This window comes from Pseudomonas sp. P9_2, assembly GCF_034008255.1.
Taxonomy (GTDB): domain Bacteria; phylum Pseudomonadota; class Gammaproteobacteria; order Pseudomonadales; family Pseudomonadaceae; genus Aquipseudomonas; species Aquipseudomonas synxantha_A.
Genome location: NZ_CP125376.1, coordinates 2,451,847 through 2,477,836 on the forward strand (window position 1 = coordinate 2,451,847; position 25,990 = coordinate 2,477,836).

The following is a 25,990-nucleotide window of genomic DNA, read 5'->3' on the forward strand; positions in this document are numbered from 1 at the left end:
TACCTCTGACGGGGCGCGCGGACCCTCGGGGAGTCCAATAAGCGCGCATTATGAAATAAGCAGGCCTCTGCTTACAAAGTCTTTACTCGTTTTTCTGCTGCTTGGGCAAGTTATCTGCCGGATTGCAGGGCAATTCTCGAAAAAACCAGGAAATTTCTGTAAGCAAAGTAGCAAATCTGACGCTGCCTGGGGGGCAACGTCAGAACGAGGGTCACTTATTTCAGGGCGGCAAAGGCGCGTTCGGCAGCATCCAGGGTCAGTTTCAGCTCGGCTTCGCCATGGGCGATCGAGGTGAAGCCGGCTTCGAAGGCGCTCGGCGCCAGGTACACGCCGCCTTCAAGCATCAGGTGGAAGAAGCGCTTGAACAGGTCGGCATCGCTGCCCATCACGTCATCAAAGGTGACGATGTCGTCGGCGCCGCTGAAGTACAGGCCGAACATGCCACCGGCCTGGGTGGTGACAAACGGGATACCGGCGGCGTCGGCGCGCTGTTGCAGGCCATCAAGCAGGCGGGTGGTGTAGTCGGTCAGCTCGGCGTGGAAGCCCGGGCGGCTGATCAGGCGCAGGGTGGTCAGGCCAGCGGCCATTGCCAGCGGGTTACCCGACAGGGTGCCAGCCTGGTAGACCGGGCCCAGCGGGGCGATGTGCTGCATGATTTCGCGCTTGCCGCCGAAGCAGCCTACTGGCATACCGCCACCGATGATCTTGCCGAAGGTGCTCAGGTCCGGCGTGACGCCATAGTGTGCCTGGGCGCCGCCGAGGGCGACGCGGAAACCGGTCATCACTTCGTCAAAGATCAGTACCACGCCGTGCTTGTCGCACTGCTCGCGCAGGCCTTCGAGGAAACCCGGCGCCGGCGGTACGCAGTTCATGTTGCCGGCCACCGGCTCGACGATGATGCAGGCCACGTCCTGGCCGACTTCGCTGAGCATTTGCTCGACGGCGGCGATGTCGTTGAACGGCAGGGTCAGGGTGTGCTTGGCGAATGCCGCCGGTACACCGGCAGAGTTGGGTACGCCCTGGGTCAGCGCGCCGGAGCCGGCCTTGACCAACAGGCTGTCGGAGTGGCCGTGGTAGCAACCCTCGAACTTGATGATGTTGTCGCGGCCGGTGAAACCACGGGCCAGGCGGATCGCGCTCATGGTGGCTTCGGTACCGGAGCTGACCATGCGCACCATTTCCATCGACGGAACGATAGAGCAAACCAGGTCGGCCATCTCGGTTTCCATGGCGGTCGGCGCGCCATAGGACAAGCCGTGTTGCAGCTGCTGGCGCACCGCGTCGAGTACGTCCGGGTGGCTGTGGCCGAGAATCATCGGGCCCCAGGAGCCTACGTAGTCGACGTAGCGCTTGTCATCTTCGTCGGTGACGTAGGCGCCTTCGGCATGTTTGAAGAACAACGGCGTGCCGCCCACGCTCTTGAACGCACGCACGGGGGAGTTCACACCGCCGGGGATGTGTTTCTGGGCATTGGCAAACAGGGTTTCGGAACGGGACATGATGGACGTCTCTCTGAAATCAGATTTTAAGAAGGGCATTGAAAGCACGGGCGCGTCGCGTGACTTCCTGAGTACTGTCGGCGCCGAACAAACCGTGCACCACGGCCAGCAGGTCGGCACCGTGGGTCACCAGCGGTTCGGCGTTGTCCAGGGTCACGCCGCCGATCACGCAGATCGGCAGCTGCACGCGCGTGCGGGCCTCGGCCAGCATTTCAACGGTGGCGGCAGGTGCGCCGGGCTTGGTGGTGGAATTGAAGAAGCGGCCGAAGGCGACATAGCTGGCGCCTTCCTTGGCAGCCTGTTCGGCCAGTTCGATCTGGCTGTGGCAGGTAGCACCGATGATCGCCTTGGAACCGAGCAGCGCACGGGCCGGGGTCAGCGGACCATCGGTCTGCCCCAGATGCACGCCCACGCCCAGGCGCGCGGCGAGTTCGGCATCATCGTTGATGATCAATTGAGTCTTGTAGCGCGAGCACAGTTCATGCAGCTTTTCGGCTTCACGCAGGCGCCGTGCCTCGTCGCTGCTTTTGTCGCGGTACTGCAACAGTGTCACGCCGCCGTCCAGCGCCGCTTGGACGTAGGCGAGGAACTTGCCGGCCAGGAGCTGGCTGTCGGTAATGGCGTAAAGGCCACGTAGTTTCATCGGGCAAGCCCCTTGCTGTGACAAGCGATAAGTTACGAGCAGAAATCCAGCGGCAGCCGGCGCGGCACGAACTGGCCATGGCCCAGTTGCTCGGCGTCACGCAGGGTGCGCCAGGTGTAGTTGAGGGCCGATTGCACCGCGCTGGTCAAACCTTCGCCCTGGGCGATGCGCCCGGCCAGGGCGCTGGCCAAGGTGCAGCCCGAACCGTGATAGCTGCCAGGCAAGCGCTGGCAGGTAAAGGTATGGCGCGTGCCGTCGCGGCTGTACAGGCGGTTGTGCACTTCATGTTCGTCGCCATGGCCGCCGGTGATCAGCAGGTGCTTGATGTACGGCAACAGTTTCTCGGCGCATTCATCGGCAGTGCCGTCTGGCAGTTCGGCCAGGATGCGCGCTTCCGGCAGGTTGGGCGTGGCGATCAGCGACAGGGGCAACAGCCGCTCGCGCATCGCATAGCCGACTTCGTCCTTGCCCAGGCTACCGCCGCCACCGGCGCGCAGCACCGGGTCGCAGACCACCGGCAGATGCGGGTGCGCCTGCAGCAGTTCGACCACCGTATCGACCATGGCGGTGGAACCGAGCATGCCCAGTTTGACGGCCGCGACTTCGCAGTCGCCGAGCACGGCATTGGCCTGGGCCATCACCCACTCACGGTCGAGCACGCGGAAGTCGCTGACATTGACGGTGTTCTGCACGGTCAACGCTGTGACGGCCGGGGCCGCGTGGCAGCCCTGGGCGAGCAGGGCTTCGATATCTGCCTGCAAGCCGGCGCCACCACTGGGATCGTGGCCGGAGAGACAGAGGACAACAGGGCGAGAGCTGTAGATATTCATGGTGCGCGAGCTTACCACCAAACGCTTTTTGCGTGGCCGTCTGACGATGGTTGAAGTGTGAGCGCTGAAGCAGCGCTTTTCTGGCGATTGAAACAGCATGAAAATCCTCTGAAGGCCGCGATGTAGAGCCTTTCAAAAAAATAGTTCAATGGTGTCCAATGGCCTCTAATGGCTATGCTAAAGTGCATTCAAACAACTTACTGTATCGCCGGTGTACGTCTTCTCAAAAGGATGGGGGGCTTTTGACATAACCGGACAGGCCACGCTGGGGCTCTATGCGCTATTTGCTGATCTTTATATTGTGCGGGCTACCCTTGCTCGCCGGCGCCGTCGAGTTCAACCAGGACACGCGAAGCCTGCCGCTGGGCCAGGTCATGCAAGTGCTCGAAGACCCAACCGATGCCCTCACCATCGCCGATGTCAGTTCCCCCGCCTACGCCGCCCAGTTCAAGACCCATGACAAAGCCACCCTCAACGCCGGCTATTCGCGCTCGGTGTTCTGGCTCAAGGTCAACCTGCATTACAGCGCAACAGATCCCCGTGCACCGCGCACCTGGTTTCTGGAGTTGGCTTATCCGCCGCTCAATCGCCTGGACCTGTATCAGAGCGACGGCACCGGTCACTACCGCCTGACCGCCCGCACCGGCAGTGCATTACCGTTTTCCAGCCGTGAGGTGAGCCAGAGCAATTACCTGTTCAAGCTCAACTTTGCGCCCGATCAGCAGCAGACCCTGTACCTGCGCTTGCAAAGCCAGGGCTCGATCCAGGCGCCACTGACCCTGTGGGCGGGCACGGCGTACCTGGAAGAACAACCGCTGCGCTTGTATGTGCTCGGGGCTATTTATGGTGTGTTGCTGGGCATGCTGATCTACAACCTGTTCATTTACCTCAGCGTGCGCGACACCAGCTACCTCTATTACATCCTCTATATTGCATCGTTCGGCTTGTACCAGCTGTCGGTCAATGGCGTCGCGGTGCAGTACTTCTGGCCGAACAACCCGTGGTGGGCGAATGCGGCGGTGCCGTTCCTGATCGGATCGGCGGCATTGTTCGGCAGCCTGTTTGCTCGCAGCTTCCTGCACACCGTGCAGCACAGCCGCTGGATCGACCGGATCCTGCTGGCGCTGGCAGCCTGCGGCGGCGTGGTAATGGCGCTGGCGCTGTTGACCAGCTACGCCGTGGCCCTGCGCCTGGCCACCGGCCTGGCGCTGGTGTTCACCGTGACCATCTTTGTCGCCGCGATCAAGGCCTGGTATTGCGGGCAGCGCATGGCGCGCTACTTCATCATCGCCTGGTCGGCGTTCCTGCTGGGCGGAGTGGTCAATACGCTGATGGTGCTGGGCTACCTGCCCAACGTGTTCCTGACCATGTACGCCAGCCAGCTCGGCTCGGCCATTGAAGTTGCACTGCTGTCCCTGGCCCTGGCCGACCGCATCAACGGTATGCGCGAACAGCAGGCGCAAATCCTCCTCGACGCCAGTCAGAAGCTCGAAGCGCTCAACCAGCAACTGGCCCGCAGTAATCGCCTCAAAGACGAGTTCCTCGCCACCCTGACCCACGAACTGCGCACGCCGATGAACGGGGTGATTGGTTCCCTGGAATTGATGCAGACCGTGCCGTTGGGCGAGGACCTGGCGCAGTACCAGCAAACCGCCGCGGGCTCGGCGCGGGACATGATGCGCATGGTCAACGGTATCCTCACCCTGACCGAGTTGCAGGCCGGTCGGATGGTGGCCCAGCCGCAAGCGTTCAGCCTGCGCGGTGTGCTCGACACCTTGCGCCAGCAGTTCACCCCCAGCGCGCAGAGCAAGGGCCTGGCGTTTTCCATTGATGTTGCCGATGAGTTGCCGGACCGGGTGATCGGCGATGCCGACAAACTGCTCCAATGCCTGGATTGCCTGCTGGACAACGCATTCAAATTTACCCAACTCGGCGCTGTGCGCTTGCGCGTGGTCGGGGTGCCCGAAGGGGAGGGTGCATTGCACCTGAGCTTTATTGTGACCGACACCGGTATCGGCTTCGCCTTTCTCGATGAAGCCACGCTGTACCAGCGCTTCTTCCAGCTTGATGGCTCGATGACTCGCGAATACGGCGGCCTGGGCATTGGTTTGGCGATTTGCCGGCAGTTGATCGAGCTGTTGGGTGGGCGCCTGACCCATCATTCGGAGCCGCGCAAGGGCAGCCGTTTTCAGTTGGAGGTGGACGTCAGCGTGGTGCCTGCGCAACCCAAGCCGAGCGGGCAAGCGCAGCCCAGGCAGCGTGCGCCCCAGGATTGCACTGTGTTGCTGGTGGACGACAACAGCGTCGGCCAGTTGGCGGTGCGTGGCATGTTGCTCAAACTCGGCTACCGGGTGAAAACCGTAGATAACGGCCCGGCGGCACTCGCGGCATTACAAGGCAATCGCTTCGATGCGGTGCTGCTCGATGTACCTGAGGGCGGCTTCTCATTGTGCTGTCAGATTCGTGCACTGCCCGACTGTGGTGAGTTGCCGGTGATCGCCTTGAGTAGCTCAAGTGATGGACCAGAGCGTGAACGCTGCCATGGCATCGGCATGACTGATCGCCTAGCTAAACCGGTGCGGTTCGAAGCCCTGCAAGGGGTGCTGGAGCGTCGCGTGTTGCGCTTGAGTGAGGGCGAAAGCGCCGGGCATTCGGCGGGTATGCCACTGTTTTAAGCGTGAGGTCGGTGCTTAACTGAATTCAAGGCCCCTCTTTCACGTGGCCTTTTTCCAGGAGGCCCGTCATGAACCTGCATCAGTTTGCCGAAACCCACGACGTCACCAATCAGCCACCGTCCCTGGACGGCACCAACCTGTATCGCATCGACTTGCCCCTGCAGCAATGGTCGCGTCGCTTTGGCGCCGGCTGGGCCGAATCGCGTATCGATGCTTACGGCGCGCTGGCCGGAGGGCCGTTGATGGCAGCCGGGTTCCTGGCCAACCAGAACAAACCGGTGTTCAGCAGCCATGACCGTTATGGTCATCGCATTGACCTGGTGGAGTTTCATCCGGCTTATCACGAACTGATGCGCACTGCCGTTGAGCATGGCCTGCCGTCGCTGCCCTGGGCTCACCCGCAGGCCGGCGCCCATGTGGCCCGTGCGGCAATGACCTACCTGCACAGCCAGGCCGAGGCCGGCACCGGTTGCCCGCTGACCATGACCTTCGCCTGCGTTCCGGCCTTGCGCCTGCAACCGGACCTGGCAGATCACTGGTTGCCGAAAATCCTTTCGACCCAATATGACCCACGCAACGTCGGCATTGCCCACAAGGCTGGTGCCACCATCGGCATGGCCATGACCGAGAAGCAGGGCGGCACCGACGTGCGGGCCAACACCACACGCGCTTATCCGGTGGGCGCGGGTGGGCCCGGCCAGGCCTATGAACTGGTGGGCCACAAGTGGTTCTGCTCGGCACCGATGTGCGATGGCTTCCTGACCCTGGCCCAGACCGACAAGGGCCTGACCTGTTTCCTGCTGCCCCGGCACCGCCCGGATGACACGCGCAACGAGTTCTATATCCAGCGCTTGAAGAACAAACTCGGCAACTGCTCCAACGCGTCCAGCGAAGTGGAGTTTCGCGGCGCCCTGGCCTGGATGGTCGGTGAAGAAGGCCGGGGTGTGCCGACCATCATCGAAATGGTCGCCATGACCCGCTTCGACTGCATGGTCGGCTCCAGCGCCTTGATGCGCCAGGCGCTGACCCAGGCCAGCCATCACTGCGCGCACCGCCTGGTCGGTGGCCGCGTGCTCAACCAGCAGCCGCTGATGCAGAACGTCCTGGCCGACCTGGCATTGGAGAGCGAAGCGGCCCTGGCCTTGAGCCTGCGCATGGGGCGCGCCCTGGATCATCTTGATGATGCGCAGGAAGCCAAGTTCGCTCGGCTGGTCACGGCGGTGGGCAAGTATTGGATCTGCAAGCGAGCGCCCGCGATGATCAACGAAGCCGCCGAATGCATGGGCGGCGCCGGGTATGTGGAGGACAGCATCCTGCCGCGTCTTTACCGTGAGGCGCCGGTAAACTCGACATGGGAAGGCTCCGGCAATGTGCAATGCCTGGACGTACTCCGCGCGTTGTCCAAAGAGCCGGGCGTGCTGGAGGTGCTGTTTGTTGAGTTGGGAGATGGCCATGGTGACAAGCAACTGGCGCGGCATATCGAGCAGTTGAAGTCGGCGTTTATGGACACCCAGGACATTCAGTACCGTGCGCGGCAGTTGACCGAGGATATTGCCGTGGCGTTGCAGGCCAAGTTATTGCTGGAGGCAGGAAATGCGGCGGTCAGCGACGGGTTTATCGCCAGCCGGTTGGGCGAATCGTCGGGGCGGGTATATGGCACCTTGCCGCGTGGGGTGGATGTAGAAGCCATAGTCGCGCGCTCAACCCCGGCATCTCCCATATTTTAAGGTGCATTCCAATCCGGCTGTTTCGGTGAGGCCGGGATACAGGCAAGATAAAGGCCTGCAAGTCCAGAACACAGGATGCTTACCGTGACCGAAGCTTTTGTTGTCGTTAAAACCGCCGAAGAAGCCGTGGACCGGCTGGCGGCTCTGCATGAGCAAGCCACCGGCGCGCTCAATCAAGCCCTCAAGCAATACCTCAAGGACCGCGTCGAGCCCGACGCCGCACAACGTGCACTGTTTCGCTACCCGGAACTGCGCCTGACCTACCACTGCCATGGCGAAGTCCCACAGACCACCCGTGCATATGCCAAGGTGCAACTGCCGGGTACCTACAGCGTCACCGTGACCCATCCCGCCGCGTTTCGGAAGTATCTGCTGGAGCAATTGGTGCCGCTGATGCACGACTTCACCGTCACGGTGGAAGTGGGCGTCAGCCAGCAGAACATTCCGTACCCGTACGTGGTGGAGCAGGGCGACGAACTGGCTGGCTCCGGCGTGACCGCCGCGACCCTGGCCCGCGTATTCCCCAGTACCGACTTGTCCGCCGCCACCGACGGCATTGCCGATGGCCTCTACGACTGGGAAAACACCGACCCGCTGCCCCTGGCATTGTTCGACGCGGCGCGCGTGGACTTTTCCCTGCGCCGCCTGGTGCATTACACCGGCAGCGATTGGCGCCATGTACAGCCGTGGATCCTGCTGACCAACTACCACCGCTACGTTGACCAGTTCATCCTGCACGGCCTGGAACAACTGCGCAGCGACCCGCGTTTTATCCGCATGGTGCTGCCGGGCAACGTGGTCATCGACAAGAGCATGGACCACGGCGAAGCCTCGGCGATTGCCGCCGGCGTGGTCTGGCATCGCTACCAGATGCCGGCGTATCACCTGCAAGCCAGTGACGGCCACGGCGTGACCCTGGTGAACATCGGCGTGGGCCCGTCCAACGCCAAGAACATCACCGACCACCTGGCCGTGTTGCGCCCGCACTGCTGGCTGATGATCGGCCACTGCGGCGGCTTGCGCCAATCCCAGACCATCGGCGACTACGTACTGGCCCACGCCTATATGCGCCGTGACGGGATTCTTGACCGCGTGGTACCGCCGAACATCCCGATCCCGGCCCTGGCCGAGGTGCAGTTGGCGCTCCAGCAAGCGGCGGCCCACGTCACTGGCGAAAAAGGCGAAGAGCTGAAAAAACGCCTGCGCACCGGTACCGTGCTGACCTATGACGACCGTAACTGGGAATTGCGCTGGGCTCAGGAACGGCCGCTGATCAACCTGTCCCGCGCCGTGGCCGTGGACATGGAAAGCGGCACCATCGCCGCCCAGGGTTACCGTTTGCGCGTGCCTTACGGCACCTTGTTATGCGTATCCGACAAACCCTTGCACAGCGAGATCAAGCTGCCGGGTTCGGCCAACGCGTTCTACGAGCGTGCGGTCAGCCAGCACTTGAAGATCGGCATAGAGGCGGTCGACCTGTTGCGCACCGAACTCAACTCGTTGCACTCGCGCAAACTGCGCAGCTTCGACGAGCCGCCGTTCCGCTAAGCGGTTGGGATGGTCATTTGGCGGTCAGGCCACTAGCATTGTCGGTCCTGACCGTTAGATGTTCCTTTGCCATGTCCCGTCCTACCCGTCCCGATTCGCGCCGCCCAGGCGTGAAACCTTCGCAGCCTGTTCGGCGTGTCGCCAAGGCGCCACCGGCCGAGCCGAAGCTGATCCTGTTCAATAAGCCGTTCGATGTGCTGACCCAGTTCAGCGACGAAGGCGGTCGCGCGACCCTCAAGGATTTTATCGACATTCCCGGTATTTACCCGGCCGGGCGCCTGGACCGTGACAGCGAAGGCTTGCTGCTGTTGACCAACGATGGCCAGCTTCAGGCGCGCATCGCCGACCCCAAGCACAAGCTGGCGAAAACCTACTGGGTGCAGGTGGAAGGCGAGCCGACCGAAGAACAGCTGCAACGCCTGCGCGATGGTGTCGAACTGAACGACGGCATGACCTTGCCTGCCGAGGCCCGTCAGTTGGATGAGCCGGCATTATGGCCGCGCAACCCGCCGGTACGTTTTCGTAAAAGCGTGCCCACCCATTGGCTGGAATTGGTGATTCGAGAAGGGCGCAACCGTCAGGTACGGCGCATGACCGCCGCGGTGGGCCTGCCGACGCTGCGCCTGGTGCGTGTGCGCATTGGTGACTGGTCTATCGACGGCCTGGATCAAGGCCAATGGAAAGCAGTACCGGCGCGCCTATAAAGCGCCGGACTCGATCAAGCCGATCACCACGCTCTTGATGATGAACGCGGCCACGCCCAGGCCCAGCACGAAAAACAGAATGAATGAGCCAAAGCGCCCGGCCTTGGATTTCTTCGCCAGGTCCCAGACGATGAAGCCCATGAAAATGATGAGGATAGTGACCAGGCCGGTCATCATCCATTCTTCAAACAGGGCGGGGTCGATGTTGTTCATGGGACTCTTCCAGCAAGACAAGCGAGCAGTATACGGCAGCGTTACAGACGCAACATTGACCTGAGTCGAAGCACAATCCAAATGTGGGAGGGGGCTTGCTCCCGATAGCGGTGGGTCAGTTGATAAATAACTGACTGACACTCAGTCATCGGGAGCAAGCCCCCTCCCACATTTGAATCTCTGTGTTCTCAGGTGCGCAGGTGAGTCAGGGGCAGTTCGGTGCTGTTGAGTACCTGGTTGAGCACAAAGCTGGAACGCACGCTGGTCACGCCTTCGATGCGGGTCAGATGGCCCAGCAGCAGTTTCTGATAGTGATCCATATCCGGTACCACGACCTTTAGCTGATAGTCCGCATCCATCCCGGTCACCAAACTGCACTCCAGCACTTGCGGCAGGGTGCGGATGGCGGCTTCAAAATTCTCGAAACGCTCCGGCGTGTGCCGGTCCATGCCGATCAATACGTAGGCCGTAAGGCTCAGGCCAAGCATCTTGCGATCCAGCAGGGCGACCTGGCGGGCGATATAGCCGTCGTCTTCCAATTGCTTGACCCGGCGCGAGCAGGGCGAAGGCGACAGGCCGATGCGTTCGGCCAGCTCCTGGTTGGAGATCCTCGCGTCGCGCTGCAATTCCGCCAAAATACTCAGGTCGTATCGGTCAAGCTTGCTCATTGGGTTAGCCTTTGTCGTAACTATTGCGGTGAATTATCCATGAAGGGTTAAAAATTGCGCAAGCACTGTTTATTGACGCAATCTTCGCAATCATCTGTCCGCCCGGCACGCCTATGATTACCAACAGAATCACCGCCTGGACAACAGTCCACAGCAGCGCGCCCAATCAGGCCCGCTGCGGCCGCCGCCCCAGCAGGGTTGAGCCGGCCTCCAGGCTGCACACTGTCCACAAGACGGCGTGAGGTGAGCCAACGTCAAAAGCGTTGAGCACGGACGAAATTCTCAAGGGGTGGCCGACGGGTCACCCCTTTTCTTTTGCCTTGAGAAAATAGTGCCCACGACTGATAACCTGCGTGAGAACCGGGTGAGGCTTTTCCAGTCTCATGTGTAGGCCCTAATCCGCAGTGAGGAAAAGCATGAAGCGCATCTGGCGTATGGCAGGTGTTGGTTTGCTGGTGGCAAGCGTCGGCACGCAGGTAATGGCCGACGAGCGCGATAACTCACCGGGCCCGGGTCAACGGCCTGAGCACAATCAGCCACGTCCACAAAACCCGCAGGATGATCGCGGCGGCCAGCACGAGGGTGGCCAATGGCAAGGTCGCCCGCAAGGTCATGAGCCAGGGCGACCTGCACCGCAACCTTCCAATAACCTGCCGATCCAGGGCCGGCCCGATACGGTGCGCCAGACCCAGGAACCGCGCCAGGGTTATTACCGTGATATCCCCAGGCGCCCCGATGACAATCGACATTGGGAGGCTGGCGGCCCCGGTTCGCGTCCGGGTAACGATCGCCCCGGTGATAACCGCTGGCCAGGCCGCCCCGACGGGCATGGCAACGGCTGGGGCCCGGGCCCGCAATATCGCCCTGGTTATGTCATCGACCGTTTTCCCGACCGCAATTACCGCGTGCCTTACCGTGGCCAGGACTATTTTTTCTCCGGCGGCTACTGGTATCGCCCCCAAGGCCCACGCTACGTGGTGGTGACGCCACCCTATGGCATCCGCGTGCATTACCTGCCGGACTATGCGCGTGAAGTATGGGTAGGGGGCTCGCTGTTGTTCCTCGCCGCTGGCGCGTACTACGCCTATGAGCAAAGCACCCAGCAATACGTGGTGGTGCAGCCTCCTGCGCAAGTGCCATCGCCCCAGCCGGCGCCGCAAGGCAACGGCTATGACGTAGTGGCCTACCCTGCCAACGGCCAATCGCCGGCGCAGGTGCAGCAGGACGGCTACGACTGTTATCGCTGGGCGGCGCAGCAAAGCGGCTTCGACCCGCGCACCGTCACCTACGCCCCGGACCCGGCGGTGGTGCAAACCTACCGCCAGGCCCAGGGCAACTGCCTGGGCAGTCGTGGGTATCAGGTGCAGTACTAGGTTTTGTTGCCGGTGACCACTTCCAGCGGGTCGGCGTGCACCAATACTTCGGCTTTCGGGTATTCCCGGTGAATGGCGTCGGCGGCCTGGTCGCTGATGCCGTGAGCTACCGACAGCGTCAATTCCCCCGGCAACTCCAGGTGCAGCTGCACAAACCAGTGGTTGCCGGAAACCCGCGTACGCAAGTCGTGGGCACCCAGCACGCCGGGTACGCCACGAGCCAGTTCCAGCATGTGCTGGCTGACATCTGGCGGTAACTCTTCGTCCATCAACACCGCAAAGCTTTCCCGGGCGATCTGGATCGCGCTCCACAGAATGTAGGCGGCGATACCCAGGCCAAACCAGGCGTCGACCTGATGAAAGCCAAAACCGGCCAACACCAGCGCAATCAGGATGCTGCCATTGAGCAGCAAGTCCGAGCGGTAGTGCAGCGAGTCGGCGCGCACCGCGTTGGAGCCGGTCTCGCGCACCACGCGGTGTTGCAGCATCAGCAGGGCCACGGTCAGCGCCAGCGACAGGATAATCACGCCAATGCTCAGCCACGGTGCGCCGACCGGCTCCGGATGCTTGAGCCGTTCAAAGGCCTGGAGTGCAATCAGCACCGCACTGCCGGCGATAAACAAGGCTTGCGCCATGCCCGCCAGCGACTCCGCCTTGCCATGCCCATAACGGTGATCGTCATCGGCCGGGCGCAAAGCGTAATGCACGGCCAGCAGATTCAACAGCGAGGTCACGCCGTCGAGCAGCGAGTCGGTCAGCCCGGCGAGCATACTCACCGAGCCGCTGAGCCACCAGGCGATGGCCTTGGTGATAATCAGCACACAGGCCACGCCCACCGAGGCGCGGGTGGCCAGGCGCAAAAGCCTGGCGTGTTCGGGGCTGCTGGTCATGGGCTGTCCTTACGCGGCGGGCTGCAGGCCCAGGGACGCGAGTTGTTGCACACTGCCCTTGAACTGGATCAGGCGCGGATCGTCCAGCGGCAAGCTGCGGCCGGTTTCCTTCTCAATGATGCTTTGCAGCTTGGCATTGTCGACCTTGCCGTCGGCGCCGATGGCTTCGTGCAATTTCTCGGGCGCGACCTGGGCGGTCTTGCCGGGTTCGTAGTAGATCGCGCCCGTGGCGAAGTCGACGCCAAACGCGATCAGGCCCGGGATCACGTAGAACAGCAGGCCGACGGCGTCGAGCACGGCAATGGCTGGGTCGATCTTGCCGTCGATCTGGCCACGGCGGTCGGGGTAGAAAATCGAGCCGCAGGCGGTGAGTTGGCTCAGCAGGGTGACGGCGAGGACACTGCCGATGACGCGGGAAGCGATACGCATGAAAAAGTCTCCTGAACACGATTTAAGGGTGACTATAAGCCAGATCTGCCAAACGCTTATGAACCAATGTGGGAGCTGGCTCGCCTGCGATAGCGTCGGTTCGGGGAATACAGCGGTGACTGTCACACCGCTATCGCAGGCAAGCCAGCTCCCACCTTTGACTGCATTCCCAGTCCAAAGAGTGGGTATTTTTGAGACCAGCATCGGCATCCGGCAGTTCGCCGTTATACTCGCCGTCCTGTCTGGACGCCAATGGTGTTCAAGCTTTTCTGTTTGCAGACGAAACACTGTGCAGTTTACAAAAATCAAGGAAGGATGATGACTGAAGAGCAGCAGGCAAACACACTTTATAACCGGACTTTTTGTGAAGATCTGAAAGCTTTTTTCGTCGAATACTCCAGTTTGTTCCTGGTGTATTTGTTGTTTTCCATGGCGTTGATTTACTGGGGCACTTGTCTGAAACCCGAAGTTGGCGAGCTCTTGAACAAAGCTTACGGTGAAGGACTGGCACCTATTTCTATCGCAGTACTAATGGTCATAACCTGTCTGATCATCGGTATCACCCGTCTTATTGCACCCGTTTCATATGCAGCAAAGGAGCATTGGCTGGTGATCATGGCCTTGGCCCTGACGAAATTCATGATCAGCTTGATGGTTACTTATTACGCTTACCTGTTGGGGTTTCTTGCTGCCTGCAGGTTGCTTGAATTTCCCGTCGACATTGTGCTGTGGAAAGGGGCTTTTATTTTTCCGCTCTTTATATTTTTCATCCACTGGGCTGCGCCGCGAGTGTTCTTTGACTCGTTTCATTCAAATGTCGATTTGGATATTGTTTTAAGTCTTGGGACCCTTGGCGTCGGGGCCATCGTGGTTTTTGTGTGTCTCTATCAAAAACCTGAAGAGAGCTCCGACGAAAAGCAGGACGTCAACTCGATGGTCATGTGTTGGTATGGACGACCCCTACATTAGGCAGTCGCCGGATCGGTTACGCCTCTTAACTGCGCGGATTGCCAGAGAACCCTTATGAATTCGTTGCCGATCGATGATGTTTTACCCGCCCTGCGTGACGCCTTGGCGCATCGCCATGAAGCCGTGCTGGAAGCGCCGCCCGGTGCCGGTAAAACCACCCGCGTGCCGTTGGCCTTGTTGCATGAGCCGTGGCTCGCCGGGCAAACCATCCTGATGCTCGAACCCCGGCGCCTGGCCGCACGGGCCGCCGCCGAAAGACTGGCCAGCGAACTGGGCGAAAAGGTCGGAGAGACCGTGGGCTACCGCATTCGTCTGGACAGCAAAGTCGGCCCCAACACGCGTATCGAGGTGGTGACCGAAGGCATCCTCACTCGCCGCCTGCAGGACGACCCGGCATTGGATGGCGTGGGCCTGTTGATCTTCGACGAATTCCACGAGCGCAGCCTCGACGCCGACCTCGCGCTGGCCCTGAGCCTTAACGGGCGCGAGCTGTTTCGCGACGACCAGCCGCTGAAAATCCTGCTGATGTCCGCCACCCTCGAAGGCGAGCGCCTGGCGGGCTTGCTGGATGACGCGCCGATTCTGCGCAGTGAAGGGCGCATGTTCCCGGTGCAGATGCGCTGGGGCCGGCCGTACCAGGCCGGTGAGTTTATCGAGCCGCGCGTGGTGCAAACCGTCCTCGAAGCCCTGCATGACGAGACCGGCAGCGTGCTCGTATTTTTGCCGGGGCAAGCGGAGATTCGCCGGGTCAACCAGCAACTGGCCGAGGCCCTGGGTGATCGCCCGGATGTGCTGTTATGCCCCCTGCACGGTGAGCTGGACCTCAACGCCCAGCGCGCCGCCATCGACCCGGCGCCGGCCGGCAAGCGCAAAGTAGTGCTGGCCACCAACATCGCCGAGACCAGCCTGACCATCAACGGCGTGCGCGTGGTGATCGACGCCGGGCTGGCGCGGGTGCCACGTTTTGACCCGGGCAGCGGCATGACGCGCCTCGACACCCAGCGCATCTCCCGTGCCAGCGCCACCCAGCGCGCCGGTCGGGCAGGGCGGTTGGAACCGGGGGTGTGTTATCGGTTGTGGTCCGAAGACCAGCATGACGGTTTGGCCGCCTATGGCAGTGCGGAAATTCTCGCCGCCGACCTGGCCGGGCTGGCCTTGCAACTGGCGCGCTGGGGCGTGACACCCAGCCAGTTGGTTTGGCTGGACATCCCACCGACTGCCGCCTATGCCCAGGCTCAGGAGCTGTTGCAACGCCTGGGTGCATTGAACGAAGCAACCCTCACCGCCCATGGCCAGAAGATGGCCGAGCTGCCGGCCCACCCGCGTATTGCCCATCTGTTATTGCGTGGCCAGGACCTGGGGCTGGCTGCCATGGCCTGTGACGTGGCAGCCCTGTTGGGCGAGCGCGATATCCTGCGCGGCGGCGGTGCCGACTTGCACAGCCGCCTGGCGTTGATGGCCGGTGAAGAACGCGCACGCGGCACTCAGGGTGGCGTGCAGCGCGCCAAGCAGTTGGCACGGCAATACCGTGGCTACCTGCGCGGCAAGGCGACCCAGCCGGTGGACAATCCCGACCACCCGCGCTGGCTAGGCGCCTTGCTGGCACTGGCCTACCCGGATCGCGTCGCCCAGCAACGTCGCCCCGGTGGCGCTGAATATCGCCTGGCCAATGGCCGCGCGGCGCTGTTCGCCGAAGCCGACAGCCTGATGAAACAACCCTGGCTGGTGATCGCCGACCTGGGCAGCCGCCAGGGCCAGCGTGAAGAACGCATCTACCTGGCGGCAGATTTTGACCCGGCGTTGTTCGACACGGTGCTGGCCGAGCAAGTGTGCAATGTCGACCAACTCGACTGGGACGAACGCGAAGGCGTCTTGCGTGCCGAGCGCCAACGCAAAGTCGGTGAACTGGTACTCAGCCGCGAACCGTTGACCGGCCTCGACGAATCCGCCCGCAGCCAGGCGCTGGTCAACCTGGTACGCCGCAAAGGCCTGGAACTGCTGCCCTGGACTCCGGAACTGCGTCAGTGGCAAGCCCGTGTGATGCTGCTGCGCCAACTCGATGCGGGCAACACCAGCGAGTGGCCCGACATCAGCGACAAGGCGCTACTGGCCAGCCTCGAACACTGGTTGATGCCTTACCTGGGCAAGGTCTCGCGCCTCAGCCATTTCGCCAACCTGGATATTTCCAGCTACCTGCACAACCTGTTGCCCTGGCCATTGCCCCAACGCCTGGAAGAGCTGGCGCCGCAGCATGTGAAAGTGCCGTCGGGGTCATCGGTACGCCTGGACTACAGCGAGCAGCCGCCGATTCTGGCGGTGCGCTTGCAGGAATTGTTCGGGCTGGCAGACACCCCGTGTATCGCCGGCGGGCGCCTGGCCGTGAAGTTGCACCTGCTGTCCCCGGCGCGGCGGCCGGTGCAGGTCACGCAGGATCTGGCGAACTTCTGGCGCAGTACCTACGCCGAGGTGAAGAAGGATTTGAAGGGGCGGTATCCGAAGCATTACTGGCCGGATGATCCGTTGGTGGCCGAAGCCACAGCACGGGCAAAACCTCGAGGCACCTGAGCAGTAATGGCAGCGCGCCATTAGCCCATCCGCCCTAATTGTGCCTGTCCGAGCCGCCTCCTAAAGTGGCGGCCCGAACAATAACAAGTTGCTGCCTGGCAACGTGTACCCAAGGAACGGAACTGCCCATGTCATTTCTCTTCGAGTTCAAGAAGTTGATCTTCTTGTCGGCTGCGCTGCTGTTTGCCTCCAATTCGGCAAATGCCGAAGAGCCCAATCCGATTGGTGACTGGTGGATTATCTACGGCAACGGCGTGGCCCAAAAAAACATCATGTACGTCGCCGATGCCACGTCGGTAGTGCCTTCTGAAAAAACTAAAGGCGCGACCATGGTCGCGGTGACCCTGGTTTATGAAGAGCCCGGCAAGCCAATGATCGACGTGTACAACCTCGAAGCCCAGTGCTCTACGGGCAAAGTGCGCTTTATCAATGGCCAATCCGTCGAGCGTCTGGCTTACACCCTGCGCCATCTGAAAGTTGCCAATCAATGGCAAACCCCGAAAGAGTTCTGGGTACAGCAAGCGCTGAAGTTTGCCTGTGCGCCGGGCAGTCGAGCTAAAAACGACATGGCCGCCGTGGGCAAGATGGAATACCTGCAGATGATCGAGATGCTGCAGCAGATGTTCTTCAAACTCGCACCGATTCAGGAAAAGAGCCAGATGATGGACAACATCGACAGCCTGCTCGAACTGAATAAATAAGCCTGGACAGCCAATGACTTACATACGCTTATTGTTAACCACTCTGTTGGCCGTCTTGCTCTTGACTGGCTGTTCCACTATTGCGCAAAGCCGCTGGGAAGGGCGTGATATGCAGGAAGCGCTGGACTTGTTCGGCAAACCCGATTCGATGAAAAAGGAACTCGGTTCGAACGGCGAACCCTTGGCGGTGCTGACCTGGTACAAGTCCGCGAGCTGGACCACCACCGAAGCGGCCGGGACATCAATGACCCATACCGGTAATGGCATGGTGTACACCGAACACTATCAACAAGTCGGGCACAGTTCCGATTGCAAATTGCAGGCGAAGATCAATCAACAAAAGAAGATTGCGCAGTTCCTGATCGAAGATGGACGAATTCTTCATGGCAAGTGCACCAATGTCAGGTATGTCCCCGGTTATATTCCCCCAGGAATGTGAGCGGTCTTCGCGGTCAGGGGCCTTGTGCCGTCATGGTGTATTGGGGCCAGAGGGGCGTGGTTGGCTTTTGAATGTCAATGTTTTCCCGTCTGAGCTCCCTTCGCTATGCGCCGTGGTGTGTCAACCCTCTATAAAATCCCCTTTCCAAATGTCAATCCGTCATAGCGTGATTGACAGTCAACGGTGTTTCTCACGCAAACCTCATAAGCCCGGTAAGTCAGGGGCTACAACGCTGTCAATGTCGAAGGTGCTAGGTGGTACGAAGCATTACTGGCCGGATGACCCGTTGGTGGCCGAAGCGACGGCCCGGATCAAACCCAGAAAGCCTTGAGTGTAAGTAACTCCCCAGTCGTTTTGATGACTGGGGGGTTACCTGAAAGCGTTGAATCACAGCAAGGAGGTTGTCTTGAAGGGCTTAAAGCGCTTCAAGTGCACTGTCAAATTGCTTATGCGCGTCTGGCAGCGATTTGCTCGCTTGGGCGTGGATGCCGCAGGTGTACTCGATAAACGAATGCCCGGCGGTTTCAGACTGGGCAATATTGTAGTTCTGAAAGGGCAGCATGGCCCTGCGCACCGGCGACTGATCCAGGATGTTCTTGAATGTGGTGCTCGCGTCATCAGCGATCCACAGCCTTCTTACTTTTCTCTGCTGGTTGCCATCGATGAATTTATGCCGGGCATGCAGGACCCGCAGGTTATCCATCACCAGAATGTCCCCTGGCTCAAGGCTGATGGGGGTAATGTAACGCTCGTTGGTGGAGTAGTGGGTCTGGATGTATTTAAACGCCGCGTTGGCCCATTCGGGGATAAACGCAGTGCTGTCATACCGGTAGCGAATTCTTAACGTTTCGTCATCGATTTTTTCAAAGACGGCGCAATCGATGGACAACAAGTCGTCGCGGCAGTAAGTGACACTGCCGCTGGTCATCAATATTTTTAATGTCTCGGCGTTATTGGCAAGCAGGTCATTGTAGATTTTCTGCCCATCCACCAGGAAGTTGTCGCCGCCAAATTCAGGTTTTGAAACGCACTGGAGAATGACGAATTTGGGTGGCGTGATTTTTTTCGCAGTGCCCTCTACGTAGGCGATGCCATTCAAGAACGACCCATCGGTATGCGGGAAAAAATCGCTCGACAGTTCGCCATGATAATCATCCTTGAAACGTTGCCAGTCCTTGTTGATCGGTTCGCCACCGCCCACCACGCCATGTTCATCGGACTTGGTATGAAACTGAATCAGCCCGAACTTGCCGGCGGTCTCTCTAAAGGCTTCCAGAGAGTGGTCTTGGGGCTTGATAACGCAATATCCATGCTCTTTCAGAAACGTTGAGATTTCTTTGGTTTCAAAAAAATCAAACTTACGTATGCTCATTTCACGCTCCTTGTTTTATTGGAAGAACTTTTTACAGGCCGTTGAAAAAATGATCGAAGATCATCTTCAAACCAAAAAACGTCACCCCTGCCTTTAACAGCATTGCGCCGACACGCTGCGATATACGGTCTCTGAGAAAGCCGCCCAGGTACGAACCCAATGTAGAGGCGGTAATCATGATGATGATCAGGTTGGCGTAATCCATGAACGCGAAACCTGCAATAACAAAGGCGGCGACCTTGAGCCCGTGCAGTACGCTCATTTGCATGGCGTGGGTGACAATTACTTCGTTTTTATTAATATTCATCTTCATCAGGATGGGCTGCGATATCAAACCGGTTACGGCCACGAACAGTGAAAGAAAGGTTTGAAAAAAGCCCACCAGGGCAAAGTTTTTAAATATAAAACCCAGGCGTGCGACGATCTTGGTCCAGGTGATGGCCAGGATGAAGAAGCCGAGAATCAGTGATAAATACTGCTCGGGAAATTTGCCGATGAAGAAGTAACCGATGAACGCGCCGACCAGGCAGCCGATAACGTATTTAGGCAGGATTTCCACTTTTGCACTTTTGAAATCAAACGCGAATCGACTGGCGTTGCTGACCATTTGAATCAAGCCGTGAACCGGTACAACCGCAGAAATGGGGATGAATTGAGGCATAACCGCAAGCAGTCCAATTCCGCCGCCCACGCCAATGGCAGCCGTCATGAATGACGTAATAAAACTGACGCCCACCAATAGATACAAACCATCAGAAAGTTCGAGCATTGTTAATTCCTATCCAATTTTATAAAGCGTAAAGCGTATATATCGATGCGCAGGCTTCTCATCGAGTGAGTAAACCGGGCGCAATCGCCTGCGAGCGCGCTGAGAGAGTCAGGCGCTTTGAATCTGGCGTAGAAGTGGGTATTGCTACGTGAATAAAGGGCAGCAGTGATCGCCGCTACTTATAAACTTCCTGCGATAAGTCATTAGCCTGTCATCACTCTGAAGTGATGCGATACGTGCCAGAAACTACGCCATGACTGAGGGGGGTAGAACATGTATATGTTTTACCCACCGATACGCTCATGGCGAGCCTCTCTTACAGCACTCGATTTACTGCTCAGGCAGGGCCCAGGCGATGATGCTGTCACCTAACTTGGTTGGGATTCGGTCATGACCGCCAACCACCGCCACCACGTACTGTCGACCCTGGCTCATGTAGGTCAAGGGCGAAGCCTGATTGCCTGCCGGGAGGCGTTCTTCCCAGAGCAGCTCACCGCTTTCGCTGTTGTAAGCCCGCATGAACCGGTCAATAGCGGCACCGATGAACGTCACGCCGCCAGCGGTTGTCACGCCGGTTGCATCACTCGGCGTACCGATTTCGAAGCGCATCTTGGAGGCGATCCCCCAAGGTCCACTGTCATAGCCTGTGCCGAACGGGCGGCTCCACACGACATCGCGAGTGCGCAGGTCGATACCGGAGATAAAGCCCCAGGGTGGCGCAATGCAAGGCTGGTCCAGGGATGACATCCACGGATCTTTAATCGCGCCGTAAGGCAGGCCGGCCTGGACGCGGAAGCCTTGGGCATTGCCCGGCGACTCCTGGAACGACTTGGCATTGATGGCGTCGAGCTGTTCGCGCGGTACCAGCCCCTGCATATAAGGAAGGCGCTGGTTGTTGATGATCAGCAGCCCTCGCTTGAGGTCGACCATCACACCGCCCCAGTTCAAGCCGCCATGATGGCCGGGGAAGATCAGGCTTTGCTGGCCCACGACCGGCGGGGTGAAGATCCCTTCGTAGCGTGCCTGGCGAAATTCGAGGCGACATTGCATCTGATCGAAAGGCGTCAGGCCCCAGGCATTGGCTTCGGTCAGCACTTCCGGTGTTTTCGATGGACGCCCCATGGTGCTCGGCATATCCGGGGACAGTGGCTGGGTGGCTGCGGTGTAGTCTCCCGGGGCGGTGCCCTGTGGGACAGGAGCTTGCACGACATCCACCAGTGGTTCGCCGGTGGCGCGGTCAAGCACGAACAACTGGCCGGATTTGGTCGCCTGGATCACGGCCGGACGTGGCCCGGCAGCCGTCGGAAAATCAATCAGGCTGGGTTGCGGGCTCAGGTCGTAGTCCCATAGATCATGGTGGACTGTCTGGAAGTGCCAGCGGACTTTACCGGTGGTGGCGTCCAGTGCGACCAGGGACGAGCTGAACGTGTCTTCTTGTGCTGTGCGGGTGCCGCCATAGAAGTCGCCCGCTGCGTTGCCGGTGGTGACATACACCAGGCCCAGTTCATCGTCGGCCGACAGCGGTGCCCACGAGTTGGGGGTGCTGAGGGTGTAGGTCTCGTTGTTACCCGCGGGGGCGTTGGTGTCTGGCCGGCCCAAATCCCAGGCCCACTTCTGTTTGCCAGTTACTGCATCGTAGGCGCGCACCACGCCCGAGGGGGCAGGGCGCACATCCGAGTCGAGTACTCGGCCACCGGTGATCACCACCCCGCGAATGACCAGAGGGGCAGACGTGATACCCGTCGAGCCTTTTCTGAAAGTGCCCAGCCCGTCTTTCAAATCCGCAAAGCCTGCGTTGCCGAAGTCGGGGCACGCCTGGCCGGTCAGGGCGTCTACCGCGCCGAGGCGAATATCATTGGTGCCCCAAATGATGCGCGAGGCGCACAAGCCACTGGCATTGGGGACTTCGAAATAAGAGACACCACGGCAATAGGCGCCGCCATTGGCGAAGTAGTCCGGGTCGACTTTGGAGTCGAATCGCCAGTTCTCCTTTCCAGTGGTGGCATCCAGGGAAATGATGATTTGCTTGGGGGTGCAGGTGTAGAGCGAGTTACCCACCTTGATCGGCGTGGCTTCGTTCAAGTACTTGGTTTTCTCACCGGGTTGCTTCACGTCGCCGTGGTGGTATTCCCAGGCTTTGACCAGGCCCGACACATTCGAAGGCGTGATTTGCGACGCGGCTGAATAGTGGTTGCCCAGATTGGAGCCTGCATAGGCGGTCCAGTTGGTCTCGGTGTGTGAGGCGGCAATATTGCCGTCTGGAGAGGCGACGGTACTGCGGCTGAAGGCGGCGGCGGGGCGTGTGGTGGCCAGCGTCGAGTCGGCAAGGTGAACGCTTTTCGGGAAGAACAGCGGCACCAGGATGGTAGCCCCCATCACCAGCGGCAGCACACCCATAATGGTGAAGTAATGACTTTTTCTGACCTTGGCAAAATCACGCCGTACTACGGGCCAGAACGCCAGGAACGGCACGCTGAGAACCGCCAGCCAGGCCAGGCGTGGAATATAGGCCCAGCCATCGTAACCAGACTCCCACACCGCCCAGGCATAGGTGGCCACGGAGGCTGCGCCATAAAGGTAGAGGCCCAGGGACTTTTTCAGGCCCAAGAGGATGGCCGATAACAACAGCGCGGTGCCCATCATCGCGTAATAGGGTGACCCGCCCGCGGCCATCAGCACGCCGCCTTTATAGGCCAGCATCACGCCAAGCAGGGCAACCACTGTGTTGTACACCCCGAACAAGAGGTTTGAGACTCCCGCTGCACTACCCAACGTCCTTTCGTTCATGGCCACCATCCCTGTGCGATTCGATACGGATCCGAGTCCGAGCGGCGCGCATGATTGCCTATTGTTGTAACGAAATACAATATGTAGTGAAAAAATTAACTGTTTGGTGATTTTTTTGTATTCTGTTTTGATTAGAAACAATTGTGCTAGGCTGCTTGGCCCGTTATTGGGCGCGGTGATGGCGAAGCTGCGGCACTGACGGGGAGTCAGTGACGTGCTCTAGATTTGGCTTTCTTCTGGCACTGCGCGTTGATCAGTCTTGAGTCGGCCGACTTGATCCAGGTGGCGCCAGAGAAACTGTGCGGCTTCTTCACGCCGATCAGACTCGATGAGGTCGAGCAAATGGATGTGTTCCTGGCATTGCGCCTTAAGACGCGTGCGATCAATGTTGGCCTTGTAGCCCATAAAGCGCCTGAGCTGATTCTGGTGGCGTATGGCGTCGATGAAAAAAACATTGCCGGAGCACTGCACGATCATTTCGTGAAACTGGGCCCCCAGCTGGAACAGTTGCGCGCGGGACAAGGTCTGGATCTCGCCGTCGATCAAGGCCTGTTGCTGTTGCCTGGCCTGGGCAAACGCGGCGTGATTGACCTGATAACCGGGCTCAAGCAGCGCCGCCGGTTCGATGGCCATCCGGAAACGGTAGCTATGAATATGCGCCTGCGTGTTATGCACGAAGTCCTTGAGGCCCCACCCTTGGCCTGGCTTACGCTCCACCATGGCTTCGCCGGCCAACCGGTTCAGCACCTTGAGCAACTGCCCCCGGGGCACCTCATAGCGTCGCAACAACTGCGCTTCGAAAAAGTGCGCCGGTATTTCTCCGCTCAGAATGTCGTCGACCACACGCAGGTAAAAGTCCTCGAATGGATCGCTGGCGCAAGGGACTGCGGCTTCCTGAATCTGCCCGGCACCTTGTTTGAGGAAATAGCCACGATTGGGCTCTTGAATGGCAAGGTCCCACTCGGCGAGCAAGGCAAAAACCCGCCGGATCGGCGAGCGCGACACCCCGAGCGCTTGCGCAAATGTCTGCTCGCGCAAGGGCTCACCGGCTTTCATCGAACGGGCGCGAACCATGTCGATGACGCGTGGGGCCAACTGCAGGGCGAGGTCTTTCTTGATCACAGGTTTTATTCCGAATGGTTAGCTTCAGTCCGTTCCCGTCGGGGCAGATGCCCCCACCGCACTGGAGTGGGAAAATACCATACGAAGAGCATGAGTATTTGCACTGACCACTTTCAATAGCGTGGCGCTGGAGCCGCGAATGAGGCTCCAGGCTGATGATTTGTTTATTCCCAGGATGGATAGTTACCCATGCTCAAATTCAATGCTCACCTCGGTTTCCAGTTCAACGAATTGCCTTTTCTGCAACGCATCGAAGCCGCCGCCGCTGCCGGCTTCAGGGCGGTGGAGTTCCCATCGCCCTATGAATTTGACGCCAGCCTGCTCGCCGATCACCTGGCTCAATACAACCTGCCGTTGATTCAGTTCGCAGCTCCGGCAGGTGTTACCAAAGGCATCGCTGCCTTGCAGGGCAAGGAGCAGGAATTTCGCGATGGGCTGCGCGAGGCGGCCCGCTATGCGAAGGCGCTGAACTGCTCGGATGTGCACATCATGTCTGGCGTGACCACGCCCCAGGATGAGAGCGCGCCTGCCTACGCAAGTAACCTGGAATACGCGGTCAAGTACCTCGAAGATCAGGGTTTGCGCGCGCTTATTGAAGTGATCTGCCCGCAGGCGATGCCCGGCTATTACATGTCTGACTTCAGCAAGGCGCAACAGGTGCTGGAAACCTTTACGAGTGTCGGGCTGATTCTGGATCTTTACCATGCCCAGCTTTTGACCGGCGACGCAGCCGGGGTGCTGGCGCAGTTTTACGACAGGACCGTCCATGTACAAATCGCCGACAACCCGGGGCGTCATGAGCCGGGCACCGGGACCATGGACTTTGCCGCCTTGTTCGCGGCGCTGGAGCAGCGTGGCTACCGAGGATGGATCGGCTGTGAATACCGCCCATCCGGCACCACGGTTGAAAGCCTTGAGTGGCTTAAGCCGCTGCGGGCCCAGGCGTTGAAACCCTAGGGGTTATTGTGCGGCAGGCAGCAGGAAGCGGGCGATCACTGGCAGGTGATTGGAAATCCGCAATGTATCTTCCTGCCGCACCTTCGCTTCCACGCGTTTGATCCGCGAGCTGTAGAACAGGTAATCCAGGGTGCGGTCCGGGCCATCAAGGCTTGGGTCGTTGGGGAAGTGCGTCAGCCATTTCTCACGGTCGATGCCACTGGATTGGCTGTTGCTGGGGATCATCGGGTATTTGTCCCACAGCAGATGCAACTCACTGTCCGGCGAGTACTGGCCGCGCTTGCTCGCGTCCAGGCGCAGGAACTGGCCCAGTGGCAGCAGGTTGAAATCCCCGCCAATCAACCAGGGTGTGCCGCGACCTTCGAGTTTATCCAGCAGTTTTACCGTGCTTGCCACTTGCTCCTGCACCGCGCTGCGCCCAGGTGCACCGCCGTCCAGGCGGGTGTTGAGCACCGCCAGTTGGCCTCCGTCGCTCAATGGCAGATATGTCAGCAGCAGAGCTGGCTTGGGTTGGAACTGGCGGCTGATGACGTTGGCATCGGCGGTCGGCAGTTGCAGGCGTTCGGCGTGCTCGATCTGGTAGCGGCTGAGTGTCGCCAGCTTGCGCCCGACGCTGCCGAAGATATGCAGGCTGGGCACAAAGTCGGCCTTCCAGTCGAAGGCCTGGGCGCTGCACGGGTAGAGGTCGACCAGACGCTCCTGCAACAGCGCAAGCTGGTCCTGATAGTGGGACGGTTTGGCGCCTTCGTCGAGCTCCTGCAACAGCAGGATGTCGGGTTGTTCGTCGCGGATCACCCGGGCCACTTCGTCGAGGCTGAAGGCCATGTCTTCGACGGTCGGGCGATCGTCCGGGCCGCTGCCGTCCGGGGTGTCGTACCAGAACACGTAGTTCTTGCCGGCCAGGTATTGCACATTCCACGTCATGACCTTGAGCGCCTGCCCCGGCAGCAGCGTCGGCGCACGGGGTGCCACGCAGCTGACGGGCAGGGTTTCTTTGTCGGCAGGGCGCCAGGTCAGGCTGTAGATCAGCGCGGCCAGCAGGCCGGCGATGATCAACAGGCTCAACAGGGTGATGCGCAATAAACGGGTCATCGGCTCGGCTTATATGCG

Annotated in this window: 22 protein-coding genes and 1 pseudogene; 11 read left to right on the forward strand and 12 right to left on the reverse strand. The window is 59.9% G+C overall.

Annotated features, from left to right (window positions below):
- Positions 1-215: 215 nt before the first annotated feature.
- The 3 genes from hemL to QMK52_RS10965 are packed head-to-tail and all read right to left on the reverse strand — an operon-like array spanning position 216 to position 2,972.
- Positions 216-1,499: a glutamate-1-semialdehyde 2,1-aminomutase gene (gene hemL, locus QMK52_RS10955; protein ID WP_005791703.1), complete on the reverse strand. Its 1,284-nt coding sequence runs from the start codon at positions 1,497-1,499 to the stop codon at positions 216-218.
- Between the two features lie 19 nt (positions 1,500-1,518).
- Complete coding sequence (gene thiE / locus QMK52_RS10960; protein WP_005791702.1) at positions 1,519-2,142, reverse strand: thiamine phosphate synthase; 624 nt, start codon at positions 2,140-2,142, stop codon at positions 1,519-1,521.
- Positions 2,143-2,174: 32 nt separating this feature from the next.
- Complete coding sequence (locus tag QMK52_RS10965; RefSeq protein ID WP_194439315.1) at positions 2,175-2,972, reverse strand: hydroxymethylpyrimidine/phosphomethylpyrimidine kinase; 798 nt, start codon at positions 2,970-2,972, stop codon at positions 2,175-2,177.
- Between the two features lie 275 nt (positions 2,973-3,247).
- On the opposite strand from QMK52_RS10965, the gene QMK52_RS10970 reads away from it, so the two are divergent.
- From QMK52_RS10970 to QMK52_RS10985, 4 genes are all read left to right on the forward strand, one after another.
- Positions 3,248-5,647, forward strand: coding sequence for a hybrid sensor histidine kinase/response regulator (locus QMK52_RS10970; RefSeq protein ID WP_005791698.1), 2,400 nt, complete (start codon positions 3,248-3,250; stop codon positions 5,645-5,647).
- 68 nt (positions 5,648-5,715) lie between these two features.
- Complete coding sequence (locus tag QMK52_RS10975) at positions 5,716-7,374, forward strand: acyl-CoA dehydrogenase family protein (protein ID WP_005791696.1); 1,659 nt, start codon at positions 5,716-5,718, stop codon at positions 7,372-7,374.
- Positions 7,375-7,449: 75 nt separating this feature from the next.
- On the forward strand, positions 7,450-8,922 hold the full coding sequence (amn, locus tag QMK52_RS10980) for an AMP nucleosidase (RefSeq protein WP_164699529.1): 1,473 nt from the start codon (positions 7,450-7,452) through the stop codon (positions 8,920-8,922).
- 71 nt (positions 8,923-8,993) lie between these two features.
- Positions 8,994-9,626 (forward strand): pseudouridine synthase, encoded by a 633-nt coding sequence (locus QMK52_RS10985; RefSeq protein WP_005791693.1) that lies wholly within the window; start codon positions 8,994-8,996, stop codon positions 9,624-9,626.
- Here QMK52_RS10985 and QMK52_RS10990 read toward each other — a convergent pair.
- Both QMK52_RS10990 and QMK52_RS10995 read right to left on the reverse strand, forming a co-directional pair.
- A complete protein-coding gene (locus QMK52_RS10990; RefSeq protein ID WP_025999909.1) occupies positions 9,621-9,830 on the reverse strand; it encodes a DUF2788 domain-containing protein in 210 nt (69 codons plus the stop codon). The two genes, QMK52_RS10985 and QMK52_RS10990, sit on opposite strands and share 6 nt — an antisense overlap.
- Positions 9,831-10,027: 197 nt before the next feature.
- On the reverse strand, positions 10,028-10,507 hold the full coding sequence (locus QMK52_RS10995; RefSeq protein WP_003194418.1) for an Lrp/AsnC family transcriptional regulator: 480 nt from the start codon (positions 10,505-10,507) through the stop codon (positions 10,028-10,030).
- Positions 10,508-10,923: 416 nt separating this feature from the next.
- On the opposite strand from QMK52_RS10995, the gene QMK52_RS11000 reads away from it, so the two are divergent.
- Positions 10,924-11,880: a DUF6515 family protein gene (locus tag QMK52_RS11000; RefSeq protein WP_194439313.1), complete on the forward strand. Its 957-nt coding sequence runs from the start codon at positions 10,924-10,926 to the stop codon at positions 11,878-11,880.
- Here QMK52_RS11000 and QMK52_RS11005 read toward each other — a convergent pair.
- Both QMK52_RS11005 and QMK52_RS11010 read right to left on the reverse strand, forming a co-directional pair.
- The gene (locus QMK52_RS11005; RefSeq protein ID WP_005791687.1) at positions 11,877-12,770 is read right to left on the reverse strand and encodes a cation diffusion facilitator family transporter; all 894 of its coding nucleotides are present in this window, start codon (positions 12,768-12,770) and stop codon (positions 11,877-11,879) included. The two genes, QMK52_RS11000 and QMK52_RS11005, sit on opposite strands and share 4 nt — an antisense overlap.
- 9 nt (positions 12,771-12,779) lie before the next feature.
- Positions 12,780-13,199 (reverse strand): polyribonucleotide nucleotidyltransferase, encoded by a 420-nt coding sequence (locus QMK52_RS11010; RefSeq protein WP_320404082.1) that lies wholly within the window; start codon positions 13,197-13,199, stop codon positions 12,780-12,782.
- 318 nt (positions 13,200-13,517) lie between these two features.
- Here QMK52_RS11010 and QMK52_RS11015 point away from each other — a divergent pair, with 318 nt between their 5' ends.
- The 5 genes and pseudogenes from QMK52_RS11015 to QMK52_RS27350 all read left to right on the forward strand — a co-directional run.
- Positions 13,518-14,168 (forward strand): hypothetical protein, encoded by a 651-nt coding sequence (locus QMK52_RS11015; protein ID WP_005791684.1) that lies wholly within the window; start codon positions 13,518-13,520, stop codon positions 14,166-14,168.
- A 54-nt stretch (positions 14,169-14,222) separates the two neighbouring features.
- On the forward strand, positions 14,223-16,733 hold the full coding sequence (gene hrpB / locus QMK52_RS11020) for an ATP-dependent helicase HrpB (protein ID WP_194439311.1): 2,511 nt from the start codon (positions 14,223-14,225) through the stop codon (positions 16,731-16,733).
- A 128-nt stretch (positions 16,734-16,861) separates the two neighbouring features.
- On the forward strand, positions 16,862-17,434 hold the full coding sequence (locus QMK52_RS11025) for a hypothetical protein (protein WP_194439309.1): 573 nt from the start codon (positions 16,862-16,864) through the stop codon (positions 17,432-17,434).
- 13 nt (positions 17,435-17,447) lie between these two features.
- Positions 17,448-17,873 (forward strand): hypothetical protein, encoded by a 426-nt coding sequence (locus QMK52_RS11030; protein ID WP_005791680.1) that lies wholly within the window; start codon positions 17,448-17,450, stop codon positions 17,871-17,873.
- Positions 17,874-18,135: 262 nt separating this feature from the next.
- Positions 18,136-18,204 (forward strand): annotated as a pseudogene (locus QMK52_RS27350) (hypothetical protein); the annotation flags it as partial.
- Positions 18,205-18,288: 84 nt separating this feature from the next.
- On the opposite strand, the gene QMK52_RS11035 reads toward QMK52_RS27350, so the two are convergent.
- The 4 genes from QMK52_RS11035 to QMK52_RS11050 form a co-directional block, all read right to left on the reverse strand.
- Positions 18,289-19,245 carry a TauD/TfdA family dioxygenase gene (locus tag QMK52_RS11035; protein WP_005791679.1) on the reverse strand — a complete coding sequence of 319 codons (957 nt, stop codon included), beginning with the start codon at positions 19,243-19,245 and terminating at the stop codon, positions 18,289-18,291.
- 31 nt (positions 19,246-19,276) lie between these two features.
- On the reverse strand, positions 19,277-20,014 hold the full coding sequence (locus QMK52_RS11040) for a TSUP family transporter (protein ID WP_005791677.1): 738 nt from the start codon (positions 20,012-20,014) through the stop codon (positions 19,277-19,279).
- A 330-nt stretch (positions 20,015-20,344) separates the two neighbouring features.
- Positions 20,345-22,801, reverse strand: a complete 2,457-nt coding sequence (locus QMK52_RS11045; protein WP_005791676.1) for a membrane-bound PQQ-dependent dehydrogenase, glucose/quinate/shikimate family — start codon at positions 22,799-22,801, stop codon at positions 20,345-20,347.
- Positions 22,802-23,020: 219 nt separating this feature from the next.
- Complete coding sequence (locus tag QMK52_RS11050; RefSeq protein WP_005791674.1) at positions 23,021-23,923, reverse strand: GntR family transcriptional regulator; 903 nt, start codon at positions 23,921-23,923, stop codon at positions 23,021-23,023.
- 189 nt (positions 23,924-24,112) lie between these two features.
- Between QMK52_RS11050 and QMK52_RS11055 the strand changes: the two genes are divergently transcribed.
- On the forward strand, positions 24,113-24,880 hold the full coding sequence (locus QMK52_RS11055; protein WP_320404083.1) for a hydroxypyruvate isomerase family protein: 768 nt from the start codon (positions 24,113-24,115) through the stop codon (positions 24,878-24,880).
- Between the two features lie 3 nt (positions 24,881-24,883).
- Here QMK52_RS11055 and QMK52_RS11060 read toward each other — a convergent pair whose 3' ends face one another.
- Complete coding sequence (locus tag QMK52_RS11060; RefSeq protein WP_320404084.1) at positions 24,884-25,972, reverse strand: endonuclease/exonuclease/phosphatase family protein; 1,089 nt, start codon at positions 25,970-25,972, stop codon at positions 24,884-24,886.
- Between the last annotated feature and the right edge of the window lie 18 nt (positions 25,973-25,990).

Excerpts from the sequence above, each read along its gene's own strand:
- QMK52_RS10975 (WP_005791696.1), top strand. The coding sequence starts at position 5,716 with ATGAACCTGCATCAGTTTGCCGAAACCCACGACGTCACCAATCAGCCA.
- QMK52_RS11025 (WP_194439309.1), top strand. The coding sequence starts at position 16,862 with ATGTCATTTCTCTTCGAGTTCAAGAAGTTGATCTTCTTGTCGGCTGCG.
- QMK52_RS11060 (WP_320404084.1), bottom strand. The coding sequence starts at position 25,972 with ATGACCCGTTTATTGCGCATCACCCTGTTGAGCCTGTTGATCATCGCC.
- QMK52_RS11000 (WP_194439313.1), top strand. The coding sequence starts at position 10,924 with ATGAAGCGCATCTGGCGTATGGCAGGTGTTGGTTTGCTGGTGGCAAGC.
- hrpB (WP_194439311.1), top strand. The coding sequence starts at position 14,223 with ATGAATTCGTTGCCGATCGATGATGTTTTACCCGCCCTGCGTGACGCC.
- QMK52_RS10995 (WP_003194418.1), bottom strand. The coding sequence starts at position 10,507 with ATGAGCAAGCTTGACCGATACGACCTGAGTATTTTGGCGGAATTGCAG.
- amn (WP_164699529.1), top strand. The coding sequence starts at position 7,450 with ATGCTTACCGTGACCGAAGCTTTTGTTGTCGTTAAAACCGCCGAAGAA.
- QMK52_RS11035 (WP_005791679.1), bottom strand. The coding sequence starts at position 19,245 with ATGAGCATACGTAAGTTTGATTTTTTTGAAACCAAAGAAATCTCAACG.
- QMK52_RS10965 (WP_194439315.1), bottom strand. The coding sequence starts at position 2,972 with ATGAATATCTACAGCTCTCGCCCTGTTGTCCTCTGTCTCTCCGGCCAC.
- QMK52_RS11055 (WP_320404083.1), top strand. The coding sequence starts at position 24,113 with ATGCTCAAATTCAATGCTCACCTCGGTTTCCAGTTCAACGAATTGCCT.
- QMK52_RS10985 (WP_005791693.1), top strand. The coding sequence starts at position 8,994 with ATGTCCCGTCCTACCCGTCCCGATTCGCGCCGCCCAGGCGTGAAACCT.
- QMK52_RS11045 (WP_005791676.1), bottom strand. The coding sequence starts at position 22,801 with ATGAACGAAAGGACGTTGGGTAGTGCAGCGGGAGTCTCAAACCTCTTG.
- QMK52_RS11010 (WP_320404082.1), bottom strand. The coding sequence starts at position 13,199 with ATGCGTATCGCTTCCCGCGTCATCGGCAGTGTCCTCGCCGTCACCCTG.
- QMK52_RS11015 (WP_005791684.1), top strand. The coding sequence starts at position 13,518 with ATGACTGAAGAGCAGCAGGCAAACACACTTTATAACCGGACTTTTTGT.
- hemL (WP_005791703.1), bottom strand. The coding sequence starts at position 1,499 with ATGTCCCGTTCCGAAACCCTGTTTGCCAATGCCCAGAAACACATCCCC.
- thiE (WP_005791702.1), bottom strand. The coding sequence starts at position 2,142 with ATGAAACTACGTGGCCTTTACGCCATTACCGACAGCCAGCTCCTGGCC.
- QMK52_RS11005 (WP_005791687.1), bottom strand. The coding sequence starts at position 12,770 with ATGACCAGCAGCCCCGAACACGCCAGGCTTTTGCGCCTGGCCACCCGC.
- QMK52_RS10970 (WP_005791698.1), top strand. The coding sequence starts at position 3,248 with ATGCGCTATTTGCTGATCTTTATATTGTGCGGGCTACCCTTGCTCGCC.
- QMK52_RS11040 (WP_005791677.1), bottom strand. The coding sequence starts at position 20,014 with ATGCTCGAACTTTCTGATGGTTTGTATCTATTGGTGGGCGTCAGTTTT.
- QMK52_RS11030 (WP_005791680.1), top strand. The coding sequence starts at position 17,448 with ATGACTTACATACGCTTATTGTTAACCACTCTGTTGGCCGTCTTGCTC.